The organism is Nocardia sp. NBC_00881, from assembly GCF_045207455.1.
Classification (GTDB): Bacteria; Actinomycetota; Actinomycetes; order Mycobacteriales; family Mycobacteriaceae; genus Nocardia.
In genome coordinates, this window is record NZ_CP108798.1 from 1,248,173 (window position 1) to 1,262,505 (window position 14,333).

Annotated in this window: 13 protein-coding genes; 4 read left to right on the top strand and 9 right to left on the bottom strand. The window is 64.6% G+C overall.

The features are described 5' to 3' along the window. The first annotated feature begins 669 nt into the window (after positions 1-669). Positions 670-1,410, top strand: a complete 741-nt coding sequence (locus OH799_RS05070; protein WP_406276265.1) for an SDR family oxidoreductase — start codon at positions 670-672, stop codon at positions 1,408-1,410. 122 nt (positions 1,411-1,532) lie between these two features. On the opposite strand, the gene OH799_RS05075 is transcribed toward OH799_RS05070, so the two are convergent. Next, positions 1,533-3,839 carry a hypothetical protein gene (locus OH799_RS05075; RefSeq protein ID WP_406276267.1) on the bottom strand — a complete coding sequence of 769 codons (2,307 nt, stop codon included), beginning with the start codon at positions 3,837-3,839 and terminating at the stop codon, positions 1,533-1,535. A gap of 369 nt (positions 3,840-4,208) precedes the next feature. Here OH799_RS05075 and OH799_RS05080 point away from each other — a divergent pair, with 369 nt between their 5' ends. Next, the gene (locus OH799_RS05080) at positions 4,209-4,856 is read left to right on the top strand and encodes a class I SAM-dependent DNA methyltransferase (protein ID WP_406276268.1); all 648 of its coding nucleotides are present in this window, start codon (positions 4,209-4,211) and stop codon (positions 4,854-4,856) included. A 130-nt stretch (positions 4,857-4,986) separates the two neighbouring features. Beyond that, positions 4,987-5,121 (top strand): hypothetical protein, encoded by a 135-nt coding sequence (locus OH799_RS05085; RefSeq protein WP_406276269.1) that lies wholly within the window; start codon positions 4,987-4,989, stop codon positions 5,119-5,121. A gap of 25 nt (positions 5,122-5,146) precedes the next feature. On the opposite strand, the gene OH799_RS05090 is transcribed toward OH799_RS05085, so the two are convergent. From OH799_RS05090 to OH799_RS05125, 8 genes are all read right to left on the bottom strand, one after another. Further along, positions 5,147-5,443: a hypothetical protein gene (locus OH799_RS05090; protein ID WP_406276271.1), complete on the bottom strand. Its 297-nt coding sequence runs from the start codon at positions 5,441-5,443 to the stop codon at positions 5,147-5,149. Then, positions 5,440-5,613 (bottom strand): hypothetical protein, encoded by a 174-nt coding sequence (locus OH799_RS05095; RefSeq protein WP_406276272.1) that lies wholly within the window; start codon positions 5,611-5,613, stop codon positions 5,440-5,442. The genes OH799_RS05090 and OH799_RS05095 overlap by 4 nt, the downstream gene beginning before the upstream one ends. Before the next feature lie 158 nt (positions 5,614-5,771). Then, entirely contained in the window at positions 5,772-6,413 is a 642-nt protein-coding gene (locus OH799_RS05100) for a hypothetical protein (protein ID WP_406276273.1), read from the bottom strand. Positions 6,414-6,569: 156 nt separating this feature from the next. Then, the gene (locus OH799_RS05105; RefSeq protein ID WP_406276274.1) at positions 6,570-7,211 is read right to left on the bottom strand and encodes a hypothetical protein; all 642 of its coding nucleotides are present in this window, start codon (positions 7,209-7,211) and stop codon (positions 6,570-6,572) included. 195 nt (positions 7,212-7,406) lie between these two features. Further along, entirely contained in the window at positions 7,407-7,970 is a 564-nt protein-coding gene (locus tag OH799_RS05110) for a transglycosylase SLT domain-containing protein (RefSeq protein WP_357264685.1), read from the bottom strand. A 1,122-nt stretch (positions 7,971-9,092) separates the two neighbouring features. Beyond that, positions 9,093-9,851 (bottom strand): hypothetical protein, encoded by a 759-nt coding sequence (locus OH799_RS05115; protein WP_406276275.1) that lies wholly within the window; start codon positions 9,849-9,851, stop codon positions 9,093-9,095. Between the two features lie 412 nt (positions 9,852-10,263). Continuing rightward, positions 10,264-11,487, bottom strand: a complete 1,224-nt coding sequence (locus OH799_RS05120; RefSeq protein ID WP_406276276.1) for a cytochrome P450 — start codon at positions 11,485-11,487, stop codon at positions 10,264-10,266. Between the two features lie 429 nt (positions 11,488-11,916). Continuing rightward, positions 11,917-13,698, bottom strand: a complete 1,782-nt coding sequence (locus tag OH799_RS05125; RefSeq protein WP_406276278.1) for a hypothetical protein — start codon at positions 13,696-13,698, stop codon at positions 11,917-11,919. Between the two features lie 500 nt (positions 13,699-14,198). Between OH799_RS05125 and OH799_RS05130 the strand changes: the two genes are divergently transcribed. Continuing rightward, positions 14,199-14,327 (top strand): hypothetical protein, encoded by a 129-nt coding sequence (locus tag OH799_RS05130; RefSeq protein WP_406276280.1) that lies wholly within the window; start codon positions 14,199-14,201, stop codon positions 14,325-14,327. Positions 14,328-14,333: the final 6 nt, after the last annotated feature.

Below are 14,333 nucleotides of genomic sequence, written 5' to 3' on the forward strand. Positions count from 1 at the left end.
CCGTCGCCCGCAACTTCTTACTCATGATGATCCCTTCAATAAACTGATGTCGAAGGCCCCACCTCGGCAGATTCCGCTCGGGTACGGCCCACATGGCCCGGGTAGTTTTTCCCGGCCGTCCCCGACAAGCTAATTAACTCGCCATCGGCGTTCAGCAGCAAGACATCGGTCCGATTAGCGGAACGCGCATGGTATTCCTGCCGCAGGGCCGCCGGTCGGGTTCAGTGGCCTGGGCATCGCGAAGCAGTAGAGGATTTCTTCGGTGGTCTTGCGGCAGATGAAGGATTCACCGGCAGTGCGCGGTGAAGCGATCGTCAGCGCCACCGATTTCAGCGCGGTCGCATTGGGTCAATTGCGGGTTGCGGCGGGAGCCAGTTCCGGGTCTGTCGGTGTCGGTAGTGGGCGTCGATCCGCGCGCGGACCCGGCTGTAGGAAAGCCGGCATGACGCCGCAGGGCTCGAATTCATCGACATCTCCCAGACACATCCCACCACCGGTTTGCTGGTGGGATGCTGGAAACCGGAAGGTAGTCGACTTATCGTGCCCACGGCCGCGGAAAGGCCTGAATCGGCTCGGGCCGCCGAAGGGAACACCGACCTCGGACATCAGTGCAATCGACCTTATGAACCCCGGGCATGCCCAGGTGGCACGCCGTGAAAGGTGAGAACCATGAAGCTCATAGTCATCGGCGGTACCGGACGGATCGGCTCGCAGGTGGTCCAGAAGCTGACCGCGGCCGGACACGCCGCCGTCCCCGCCGCACCGTCCACCGGTGTCGACCTGATCACGCGAAAGGGTCTGGACCAGGTGCTGGGGGGCGCCGACGTCGTGGTCAACGTGGCGAACTCGCCGACCTTCGACGAGGCGTCTCTGGACTTCTTCCGCACCTCGATGAACAACCTGCTTGCCGCGGGGGCCAGGGCCGGTGTCCGGCACCAGGTGATCCTCTCGATCGTCGGAGTGGACCAGGTGCCCCAGCTGGACTACTACCGGGCCAAGACCCTGCAGGAGGAGTTGCTCCGGCAGGGGCCCACACCGTACTCCATCGTGCGCGCCACCCAGTTCTTCGAGTTCGTGGACGCGGTCTTGTCCGAGACCTCCGACGGCGACGCCGTCCGCCTGCCCGCCACCCGCCTGCAGCCGATCGCCGCCGCGGACGTCGTCGACGCGGTCGCCGGAGTGTCCACGGGCACCCCGCTGCGAGGGACCCTGAATGTCGCCGGGCCGGACGTCTTCCCCCTCGACGAGCTCGGTAGGCTCACCCTGGCCGCACAGCGCGACAGCCGGACCGTCATCACCGACGACAAGGCCGGCATGTTCGCAGCAGTCACCGGCGATGTGCTCACTGCTGGTCCGGACGCGCACCTGGCACCCACGCACTACCAAGATTGGATCCAGAAGGTCTACTGAACCAAGGGGATACCGATCCCCGCTTCAGGCACGTGGCCCCCTTGATCCGGCAGATCGAACCATCGACCACCGAGCTAGGCCCTCGGCCCGACGATCGGAGGTTCCCGTGCGATGTCGTCGGGTCAGGGGCAGGCGCTCCTGGTCGGCAACGTCAGCGGTGCCGCCGGGCGGATGGTTGCCGGGCCACCGGGCGTCTCGACGGTAACCGGACCGCCCGAAGAGACTGCCACCATTGTGCCTTCCGGTCGGATGTGCAAGGTCAGCCTGCTATCGCCTACCGCGAGATCGCGAATTGTCATCCCCTCGGGAAACCCGCTGGGCAGCATAGGGTCCAGGCGGGGACCCGTCTCGGCCCACCGCAGCCCGGTCGGCCCGTACAGCAAACCCTGGAGGAATCCGCCCGCACCTGTGACGAAGATCCACGCCGATTGACCGATCGTGTTTTCACCCGACCGGTCGCTACGCGCCTCGGACTGGAACCGATACGGTGATCGGACGTACGGCTGCACCGATCGATCCAGGAACTGCTGGGTGCGGCAAGGGTCGTACTGCGCGCTGAGGATCGCACCGACGCTGTTGCTCATGTTGGGGCCGTCGGGATCGGTGCGGTCGAAGTAGTACACCAGGGTCGCCTCAGGGGAGTAGCCCGGTGCAGCATAGGAGTACGGGTAGCTGATCAGCACAGTGTCGGCCTGCTTGATCTTCGCGCCCTGATACCCGAGATACTCGGCGGGCACCCCCGGGACGATGTCCGGCGGCATCGCCATGTGGGCGGCGATGTCGGCCCACCGGGGGTTCACCGGCAGTCCGGCCAGCCGGGCCGCCGACATCGCGGTGCGCATCGTGGCGATCACTCCGGCATTGGTGAGCGCGCTGTCCACGGAAACCGAGACGTATTCGTCGGCGCCCGCCGCGGGCGCGTAGTGGTAGCGGCCGTCGGGCAGCTTCGGACCGACTCGTGCGGCCTGGTAGTTCGCGATGGCCGTGATCACCCGCGCGCCGCTGTCACGCAGCCATTGCTCGTCGCCGGTGGCCGAATAGTACTGCCATTGCGCGAGCGCGATCTCGTTCCCCAGATGTTCCTGAACCAGTCCGCACACCGCCGGTGACGCGCACTGTTGTGTCGGTCCGTCGTTCCAGGGGTACAGAGCGCCGGTCAGCCCATAGGCGCGCGCGTTCGCCTCGGCTTGCGGTAGCGCCGCGACGCGAAAATCCACCACAGTGCGGGCCAATTCGGGATAAAGCGCGAGCAGGGTGGGAAAAATCCAGGTCTCAGCGTCCCAGTAGGTCAGGCCGCCGTAGTCGTCCGAGGACAACCCCGCTGGCTGCACGGACCACCGCTGTCCAGCCCGGACGCTGGACAGCACCGTATACAGTGCGGGCCGGATCCAGTCTCGATAGTCGTCGCGGCCGGGAATCTCGATGGCGGGCTGCCACAAACGATCCCACGCTGCGGCGTGTTCGGCGTGGATGGCGGCGAAACCACGCGCCGCGCTGGAGTCGGAGACCTCGGTGGCAATCGCGCGCGGGTCCGCGCCGTCCGCACCGGAGGTGATTCCCACGTACTTGGTGACCGTATAGCTGCGGCCAGCCGCGACTGTGCCGTCGAATCGTATTCCAGCCGTTGACCCGTTCGAGGGTACTGCGGTGCCACCCAGCTCATCAGGGGTGGTGACCGTGGATACGAGGAAGGCGGTGCTGTCGGTGCCGTCGGCGCGCACGCCGACCGTGGTCTGTCCCCGGTTCGAATCGGACGTCGCCATCGTCGGGGTGACCCTGCGCGCGGCGGCCCCATCGATCATGTCGGTGACGGTGAGCGGCCCCGAGAAGTGCGGGGTGACGGTCAGCTGCTGGACCGCGAGGTTCGGCTGCGCCCGTGACACGAAAGTTCGGTACGTCAGATCCAGCCAGTGTTCCGCGTCAGGCGTCCAGGTGACTTCGGTGGTGGCGGTGGCATCGCGGTAGTTCATGCGCTGGCGGTAGTGCGTGACCGCGGCCGGGTCGACGTCGGCCCGGTAGGTTCGGCCCGCGACGTCGACGGCCAAGCCCGACCACGCGGGGAGCGCGGCGATCACCTCTGTGTTGTTCCACGACACGGACTGCCTGGCATAGAAACCCGCGAGATACGTTCCGGTGTAGCGGGGTTGCACCAAGGGGAACGATGTCCGCACCGAGGCGCCGTAGTCCTGATATCCGCCGCCGCTCGGCGGGATCATCGCGCCGATGCGTCCGTTGCCGAGATACGGTGCAGCGCGGAAGTTCTCGGGCTCGAACGTCTCGGAGACCGCCGACCAGTCGTCTCCGACCGCCTGCCCGCCCTGCGCGGTCGCCACCGCGGGCATTCCAGGCATCGGCACAAACGCGCAGGTCAATAGCACCGCACCGATACTCGACACGAGTCGCATCGGGCCGACAGTAGCAGCGGTCATGCTGAGTCGATCGGAACGACACGATCGCTGCACCACGCCCCCGGCTACTCGGGTACAACGCTGTGCCGCAGCTGTCTGACGCGCTCAGTATCGCGCCGCGGCCGGCTACGAACTTGCAGGGGGCAACGACGCCGTAAGATGCGGCCAAAGACCGAATACCGCCCGGTCACCGACCCCGAATAGACCGAGTTCCAGGAGCATTCGACAAGCGCGAGCTCGAGCTCGGCAACTGTGGCCGCCGCCCATACGCCACCCCCTGCTCACGCGAGCACGCCCTATTGACTGAACTAACTTCATGATCGGGGCAGGCCGGGATCCCCAGCCCAGCGTCAGGTTGTGGGGCACCGGCAACGGACTATGGTTCCCGCTGTGACCGAATCCTCCGTCTTGCACGACACCAGGGCTGCCTACGACGCCGTTGCCTCCCTCTACGGCGAGCTTTTCAGTAACGTGCTCGAGACCTTACCGCTGGAACGTGCGCTGCTGGCCGCGTTTGCCGAACTCGTGCAGGCCCACAATGCCGGACCGGTCGCCGACATCGGATGCGGCCCCGGCCACGTGACCGCACACTTGAACGCGCTCGGGCCGACCACCTTCGGCATCGACCTGTCCTCCGAGATGGTCGCCCTGGCCCGCCGAGACCATCCGGAACTGCGGTTCGACGAGGGGTCGATGACCGCCCTGGACCTCCCCGACGGAGTTCTCGGCGGCATTCTCGCGTTCTACTCCACCATCCACACACCACCGCAGCAACTGCCAGCCGTGTTCACCGAGTTCCAGCGAGTGCTGGCGCCGGGCGGCCACCTACTTCTCGGATTCTTCGCCGGCGACGACCCGCTGCCGCAGGAATTCGACCACAAAGTCACGCTCGCCTATCGATGGTCGCCAGACAGTCTCGCGGAACTGTTGCGCCAGGCCGGGTTCGTAGAGGTCGCCCGGATGCTGCGCGAGCCTAACGAAAACGAGCGGCAGTTCCAACAGGCCCAACTGCTGGTTCGTAAGCCCCAGAAGCACTGATCACCCCGCCAAGCCGCCATCAACGAGTGACCTCTCGAGCTTTGACGAGACACTCACGCACCCATCGCCGCTATCGAATTGGCGACAATGGATGGTGAGTTAGTTCAGAGAAGCCGGCATCCGCTGCCCGATGCTGCACATCGACCACAAGATGATGATCCGCGTCGACGGAATCGAGGGAGGCCTCCTGCTCCGCCGCCAGCATGCCGAAATCGACGGCTGGCACGGCGAAATCGAGGGCCTCGACCTTGACCCCCTGGGATGATGGTCGGGTTGGCTACAGGTGAGCGTCAGGTCCGGGGCGGGGTGGCGCTGCTGCTGATGATGCGGTGGATGGTGGAGCGGCCGACGCTGTATTCCTCGGCGAGGTCGGCCAGGCTCGCGTCGTCGTCGGGGTCGTGGTAGCGGCGGTTTCCGTGCTGCGAGCGGCAGTTTCGGCGGTTTGCCTTTGAGTCGGCCTTTGGCGCGCGCCTTGGCCATGCCCTCACGAGTGCGCAGATGCCCCAGGTTCTGGTGGCCGCCAGCACCCGCCGACGCGATGCCGCCCAGCGGCCCTGGCCATCGGCGAATCCTCCCGGCGAAGTCACGCTGGTTGTTCCCCGGCCGACTGGTCGGGCAACCGATGCACCCCGAAACCTTGGGCGGCCTGCTGAAAGCGCTTGGCGTTCTCAATGTTCCGGGCCGGACATCGGCCATGCGCCAGCACGTCCAGCAGCTGCCTGCTCCCGTTGTCGCCGACGCGCTCGGCTACCACCACGTCACGACGGCGAAACCACGAGACCAGGCTCGATGAACACCATCATCCGCAGTGAACAAACCCTCGCCGCCACTGTTGCTGAGCAGGAACATGAACCGGTCCAGGCCACCACACAGATCCCCGACCCAATAGCCGGCCGAGCCGAAATCCGCCGTCGCTCAATCGGTTGGCAGATTCAACGGAGCCGTAATGGTGAAGTTCCGGTCGATTGCCGTCACAAGAGCGGTTCCGTTCTCGCCCAACCCACTGCGCTCCGTCCACGCCTTCACGAGGGCGAGGAAGCCGACCAAGTCTTGCTGCACGTTCCTCAGCAGGTCGGGCAGCACGAACGGGGGCAGCGCTACGCTTGTTCCCGCCCAGCGGCCGTGGTGACAGTTCGGGCCGCCGTCCTGCCACACACGCAGACCACCGTCGACGCCGATCTCGACCGCCGGGCCCGGGTCGTGTCCCAGCCACGGCGATCCACCCGTGAGCACCTGCCCCCAATCCCGCCAATCCTCGAGCCCGGCGCAGCAGCCTGGCACCACGGCCATCCCGGTGACCGTGTCGAGCAAACGCAGGCCACCAGCCACAATGAGGATTTCCTCGGCGAGCAACGCGGCCACGACCTCATCGCGGCCGCTCGGAGACTCGACATCGAGGTGATGAGCCAGAGCGCCTACGAACAGCCCGACTTCCTCATCGGTACAGCCAGCGGCGAGCGCCAACCATGCCCCCGCGGCTACCGACGTGACGGGCCATGGCCGCAGCGACTCGGTGTCGAAGGCCGGGACCTCGATGACGGCCTGCATCATGATCACCTCGACACTGAAGCAGAACCGCCCGGGATAATCCTCCGGGTTTTCTGACCGGGACCACATCCCACGGCCAGACCGAGCACTCCAGTGGCCACGCCTGCCGATGTGCTGGAATCCGCCCGGCGACGACCCCCCCCGAACATGCTCGGAACCAGTGAGTCAGCGGTTCGGATATGGCGGCTGGCCGTACGGTGGGGCTGGAGGGCCGGGCGGTGGAGCGGTTGGATATCCGTAAGGCTGGTAGCCGTACGGCGGGGACGAGGGCTGACCATATGGCGGTGGGGGCTGGTGGCCGTACGGCAGAGTTGATTGACGACGTCCCGCGATCCACCGGCCGGTCGGACTGATGGCGGCGAGGACAAGGGTCGCTAGCGTCAGCACGCAGACGGCTATCGGCAGCAGGCCGAAAAGGCCTACCATCGCGAGCCCGACAGCCATGTTGATCAAACTCAGCGCGCTGCCGACAATCACCAGAACTCTGCCGACGGTCAATCGACACAGCAGCAGGACGCCGCCCAGAATGAGCAGAAACGCAACAAATCCGGTCACCGCGACACTGACCAGCGCAAGACCTGCCAGAGTGTCGAAGGTCCGTGATCCGCCCGTCCCCATCGAGACGAGACCGAATATCTTCCATCCGCCATCCAGCAGCGCAAGCAGCGCCGCCGCGATTCCGGTGCCACCACCCGCCGAAGATTGAGGCGGCGGATAGCCGTGACCCGGCAGGTGGGGATAAGGGGGCGGATGACCACCTGGTGCGGCACCTGGCCCGCCGTGCTGGTAGTTCATATGGGCAGTCATTCCTCCTAGGTCACTGCGGACCATACCTACCGTGCCCATGGTCGGCTCGCCTGGGCATAGGAGCCTCGCCGATTGCTCGCCCCCGCGCAGACCTTCGCCGCATCGCGCACGAATTCGGCTGCGCAAAGAGAGCGTTGGCCAGAAGCGAACGCTCGGGCTAACGCCTGAGCGTCCGGCAAGGTCACGGGCGAGCCGCTAGTAGGCCGAGTTGACGTTGTCCATAGAGCCGTAGCGGTGGGCCGCGTAGTTGCATGCCGCGGTGATGTTGGCTACCGGGTCCCAGATGTCGAATGCGGTGCCGTCGACGTGGAACGCGTTGAAGGTCGGGTCGATCACCTGAAGTAGCCCCTTGGACGGGGTGCCGGCGGCGGCATTGGAGTCCGACAGGTTGATTGCGCGGGGGTCGCCGCCGGATTCGCGCATCACGTTGCGATGGATGCCGTCGTAGCTGCCCGGGATGTTGTGGACGCGCATGATGTCGAGGGACTGGCGGATCCAGCCATCGAGGTTGTTCTCGTAGACGGGGGGTAGCGACGGGGGAAGGAAGCCCAGAGGCGGCAGTGCGGGCAGCGGAGGTAGTGCGGGCAGTGCAGGCAGTGCCAGGGCGTCTATCGGCGCGGCATCGGCGACCGGCCTCTGCTCGGCAACCATCGCAATGCCGGACGGAACACTGTCGTTGTCGGCCACCGCGGCGCAGGTGCCGGCGGCGATGACGCCGATGGCGGTCACTACGAGGGTGACTCCGTCGCGGAGCGACATGCGGTGAAAAGGAGAAAGGCGTAAATCGGGCATTGCGAAATCAGTTCCTTGCTAGTGCAGCGATCCGGCCAGCAGGAGACAGCACGGATCCACGGCGGGCGTCCGGTGGGGGGAGTTCGCCTGTATCGGCTCATGTGCTGTTTTCGGATTCTGTTGTGATGGCCAGGGGTCGAATTCCTGGCGGCGCGACGCGGTGATTTCGGGTCGGTGCCCGGCGAGAGCGCTGTCATGCGGAGGAGAATTCGGCCGCGGGCTGTGGTACCGCTGGTTTCTCCGGCGACCGCCGCCGGGTGAATATAATTCCGTTGCGGTCGTTTCCCGAGTGTGTGAACTACTCCTTCGTCCCACCAGAATTCAGGTCCAGTCGGGACTGATCTCATCTTGGTCACGGCAAGTGAACATCAGGAAAACAAATAGTGGCTGAAAGATATTGTCGATCTTGGAACAGCCCTGTCGAGTACATCGTTACGCCGTCTATGCGGGGAGTTTGCCCTAAAACGCGATGTGACGCAGAACACAGAAATTGCTTGGTAACGCGGCTGGATTTGTCTCGATTCGGTCACCGGGACGCAGATTGGAGGCGGATTCCCTGCACGCGAGCCATGGTTTTGCGCAACTCGTCGATGACTTGTAGAGATTCTCGACGCAGCCGGTGTGAGTTCGTCGACGATGATCAACGCAATGAGCTGTGCGGGATACCCCGCTAATGCGGTCAGGGGGTACCAGTCCGCACCGAACCCACGCAATGTCGGGTTCTACTTTGATCAAATCGATAGAACCAAGCCGGTGTCCCACATCGATGTATTCGTTCTTCGATGTGTCGGGATCGGTTGCTGCATGGCGTTCGGCAGTAGTCGAGGAGTTGCCGAAGCGCTGGCCGGGCAAGTCGTGGGAGTTGGTGAAGTCGCCGCCCCGAGGGTTCACCCGCGCGCAGGGTGGCGATACTGCGCCGACCGATCAGTGCGGTGTTCACTGCTGTAGCGGTCCGCCGCGAAGGAGGTCGTGGAGGCGTTCGGCGGTACCGGCGTCATCACACCTTCCGAAGGTTGTGCTGTGGGGGTTCCGTGGGAGACGGCGTCGCGCGAATTCAGTGGGAGTCCGACCGCGCAGCGGCCGGCACTGCTAACCGCGCCGTGACCTGTCAGTAGTCCGCGCGTGCGCGGGTCCAAGCTTGCTTCCGTGCAGCAGTTGGGCGACCGCTACCACCGCCGATGCCAGCGACGTCGTGCCTGCGGCGATCCCCGATGTTGTGAGAGTCGGGCTTGCGTATGACACTGTGCGCAGCCCGGGAACGGGGTACTGGCCGTTGCCTGCGGCCGTACGTATGAGCAGGCCGATCTGGGTGCCCATGTCCCGCGGTGGGCCGGACCCGATCACGGCCCGCAAGTCGTTCCCTTTGCCGTTGAAGTAGACCAGGGCGAAGACGACGAAAACCGCGACCGCGACCGTGGAGCCCACCGCCAGTCGGGACAGCGTCTCGGTGCGGGCCCGGAGATTCAGCACGACGGTAGCCACCGTGACGACGACCGCCACGCCCGCGAGGACGCCCCACAGCCCGCTGAGCTTCGCGCTGGGCGGTGGCGACGACGACCAGAGTCCCACCATAGACGTAGTGGCGGTGATGCGACCGAAGGCGTTGGTGCAGATCTTGCCGTCGGCACCGGTAATGGCGAGCCACGGCCGGAACAACAGCGCGAACGTGAGTACGCTCCCGACTGCGGCACCCAAGTAGCCCCAGTCGTCCCGCCGTGCGGCCAGGATCGCCCGGATGTCGATACGCCGTAGGGGAGAGGCGATTTCGGGGTGGCTGGCTGTGCTGGCTGTCTTAATCTGCCGTTGGTGTGACGCCGCGATCGTTTGCCAGGGAGTTGGCTGCACCATGGGCCGTAACTCTAGGTCGCCGTCGGCGACTCGGGGTATAGGCGAATTATTGGCAGCCAAAGGCAGCCGGCCTGAAGGGGTGCCTCATGCTTGGATCTACCACTGATTTTAATACTCGCGTTGCGCTCATCGGGCGGGCCGAAGGCGGTTCCAATCACTGTGAAGCAAATGCTTAGTAATCGCCGTTATTGGACCTCTGACGACGACTCGAGGCGGTGCATCTCTGTGACGACTGCGCTGAGACCTCGGTCCGGACCGTCTGGACGGGTTGGTGGACAGAACAGACACCCCTGCTCTTGTGGCACCAGAAGGTGTGGTTGGCAGTAGCTCACAATGGGGATGTGACTGGGTGGCACGTAAACCTTTGTGCGCGGTGTACGAGCCACTCAGCGGGTAGCCGGATCAACCGTAATCAGCCGGGTTCCAAGAGCGGGTCGGCTTGTTGGTGAGGATGAACCGCAATGCCTTGATCATGGCGCCACCTCCTTCCTACGACTCTGTCGTGTGTGGGGGTGTGATGCAGGGTGAATGACTTGGGGATGGCGGCGTTGGTCACGATCGGGCGGGTATTGCCGCCGCCTACGACGCGCAGGTAAGTGTTGCTGGTGAGGGCGGTGGCTGCTTCGGTGATCAGCTCGTGGGCGACCGCGGCGCCGGCGCAGGTGAAGGGGCCGAAGCTGAAGGGCACGTACGGGCGATGTGTGCTCGGTCGAGCCCAGCGATCGGGTTGGAATGCCTCGGGTCTATCCCAGTGTTGTTCGTCGTGATGCAGCAGGTAGGGGCTGACGGAGAGAAGGTCGCCGGTATGGAATGCGATCCCGCCGAGTTCGGTGGGATGGGGGACGGGACGGCTGACCATCCAGGAGACCGGCCGGTGCCGCAATGCCTCACGTACGACCCAGTCCACGGGCCAAGACCAAGGCGAGCCGGGAGAGTGTAGACTGCCCAGCAGCACTGACCACGCGAGCGAGTAGCCCAGAGGTCCGACGATGGACCGGAACATGAGCACATACAGCTGCGCCACCGTGGGGTCGGTGACCTCGTCCGGACAGACACCGATCACGGCATCGAGCAGATCCCGTGGCTCGGCTTCTGCGGTGCGGCAGGTGCCCCTGCGCCGGTCTCGGACCTGCTCGGTCAGCGCGGTGGATAGCTTGACGCGCAGCAGCTGCGCGCGAGCCCGCTGCTCCATTCGTGCCGGACGAAGCGCGCCCACGCGTGCGTTTCGCTCCAGCAATTGCCGCAACCTGGGGGAACCATCGGGGTGCAGCAGCACGCCCGCGGTGCACCGATACGCCAGCTCGACCCCAGCCGCAGGCCAGCGGGTGACGGTGGGCATCGCGACCACTGCCGCTGCCAGGGACTCGCGGTATTCGGGCATATGCGTCCGCAGGATCGCGCGCACAGCACGGCCGAAATCGACCTGAGCAGATCGCGAAGGCAGCATAGAACCGAAGAACCCAGACATCCCCTCATGGAAAGCGCGATCACTCAACACCGTCAGTGCCAGGCCCGTTTCGCCGACACACCACCCACCCCACGGCAGCCTGAACACCTCCACCGGGCTGGCGCGGCGCAGATTCTCGAGGAAACCCAACGGATCACGACGAAATCGGCGCATCTCTGCAAAACCCATCGAACTGTCCTCTCACGGGGAGGGGCGGACCCGCTTCATCAGATGCTTTCAAGCCGGGTTTATCCACTGCTTGTGCGCACAAACGCGGATTCAGCCAAGTCTCAGAACCCAAGGTTTTCCGCGAGCAGCGTGAGCGTGCGGTGAAGATGGTGCTGGAACGAGTCGACCGTATTCGTCGGTGTATGCCGCTTGCCGGCGCTTGCCCCGAAACTGGGAGTCCATGCCGAGACGCTGCGCGTCTGGGTAAGCATGCTCAGGTCGACAGCGGGACGGTTCCCGGTGTGACGTGTGCTACGCATGTGCCCGCCTGGGGCGGTTCGCGTATGTGATATTCGTGATCGACTGTTCTCCCGGGCGATCGTGGGTTGGGCCGGCCGCGGGCAAGGGCATCGCGGCGGCCACCCCCGCGCTGGCCCATATTCTCTCGATCTAACTCCCACTCCCACAACAAGCGTCGCGGTAGTAGACCTCGAGCTCGGCGATTGAGGTGAAGCAAGCGCTACCACCCGGTTTGCCGACGATTCGCACGCCGTCACCCCATGTGGTCGCGAACGTGAATGTGAACGTCTTGAACGGCCCCGCGGAGGAGTCGTACGGATAGCGCGGTGCGACATTCGCGTTCGGCGCGTCGACCCACTGGAAGTCTTGCCGTACTTGGACTCGCAGGTTTGCACCGAACCAGCCGCCATCGTCGAACATCTTTCCCGTGGTGTACACGACTTTGTTCATCCGGTACGGCTTGGCCCAGGTGAAGCCCCAGAAGTCCAAGTCCTTGTTCTCCTGATCGAAGCTGTCCTCGCTCTTGGTCAGGTCGCCGTCGTGGTAGTACTCGCCGTGACCGTAGTGTGCGCACTTCTCGATTGGCGTGACGGCTTCGCCGGAGTGCGCGAGGTTGTCACGCGGGTCCGGCTGATTTGCCGGGGTTTGTGCGGTGAACGGCCGTAGGGTCAGCTTCCGCAGGTTGAAGGTGTAAGCCGCCTCGCCACCGGAGTTGCCCACCCACCAATTCGACTGCACCCACATCGACGCGCCGTCGGCGGAGACGAACTTCGACGGGATGGTCGTGCCGTAGCCACCGTTCTTCGGACCGGGCCGGCGGGCGCCGCGGCCGAACCACGGGTAGCCGCCGAAGTCCTTGGTCAGGAACAGCCGCCAAGGGCCCCACGGGGCGGGTGCCTCATAGAATTCGAACGTGTACTCGGTCCATGAGGTGTACAGGTAGCGCTCGAGCTGTTTTATGTAGACGACGCCACCCTGGGAGATCACCGAGAGGTTGTGCGGGTACCGGCCGGAATTGCGAAACGTCTCGTACTGCCGCCTGGCATCGTGGAGCACTGGCTGTTTGGCCGTGACCTCCCTGGTCCACACCGGTGCAGCACCGCTGAGCCCGGCGAAGAACTCCCAGCGGCTCCGCTTTTCGACCGCCTCCTTCGGCGCCCGCGCGAGGTACAGGTCGACTGGATCAGGCACCGTGTCGCTCAAGGAATCGCGCCAGTTGCCGTCCAGACCGTACGCATAGACATAGCGCGCCGCCTCGGTACCCAATGCGTCTTCAGCATCGCGGGAGTCGCGCCCGAAGTCGAGGAAAAAGATAGTGGTGAAGACATAGTCGGTGAACATCGGTTGCTGGGTCTTCTGCCACGTGCGTCCGTGATCGTCCGACCACGAGACGCTGGCATTGGGTGCGTCGTTGAACGCGAAATCGTCCGTGCCTGTACGGAGGTCCTGAATGGCCACATAGAGGCGTCCGCCGACACAGACGATCCCAGTCGGCTTCCTGTTGTACTTGTCGGGATCCCCCCAGATGGTGCCTACCTGGTCGGCGGCGGCCAACCGTTCCCCGGTGATACCCGATTCAGGGTCGCCGGTGATCCGGTTGACGACGATGTCTTGACGTTGCTCTTCGCTGAATCCGCGGCCATCGCCATTCGCCGAGTAAAGGGCGTCGTCGTCCGCCCAGCAGGTCGGCCAGAGATCGCCATCGCTGTTGCTGCCGACGGAGGCCGCGCTCTCCACGAAGACCGTAGCGAAGAACGTGCTCGTCGCTGCCTCTTCGGCGATACCAGCTCCGCGGGATGTGTCACCGGTGCGAACCTTGGGGTTGGACGACAGTGACCACGGTGTGGCTGAGGCGGCTCCCGGTGCCCACAGGCCGGCCGCTAGGGCGGCTGTGCCCCCGGAAATGAAACGCCGACGGCCCACGCCACTCATCGCCATCCCCTTCGATTACGTCCGAACCGGTCAGCCGGCCGCGGCGCGGGGGAGCAGGAATGCCGGAATGTCGAGCGGCTGGTGGGATTCGGTCTGATATCACTACGCGGCCGATGAGCAGTCGTAGCTTTGCTTGTCTGCGTGCCCGTGCTCGATCGTGACCCTGATCGAGTGCTCGGACGCGATCGCATCTTCGAGGTGGAACCGGTGCACACGAGCAGGTACACGTCGTCTTGATCGAGACCGACGACTGACACGGCTGTCGCTGCAACCCGAGGCAGGAGCGCGAGATTCGAGGACGAGTTCGCCCCACGTACTCTCGAGAAGGGAGGTAGCAGGCTGTGACTGTTGCTCACACTGACCAATCTAGTTCCGACTCGAGACGTGACTTACCAGGCTCTGGGACAGCAGGTTTCGCCGTCAACGTGCGCCTGTGTGCGACGGATTCCTCATGAAACAGTTTGCGCACCAAACAAATTCGATCGAGAAATCCTTCGCACATGCACCTTATCACTGGCTTCGAACGAAGCGAGATCATCGAAATCGCGGAGCGTATCGAGTCGCTGTGCGCGGCCGGTGGCCGGATGGGTTATCCGCAGCCGGAATCCATCGACACCATCCAAGACTAGATCACC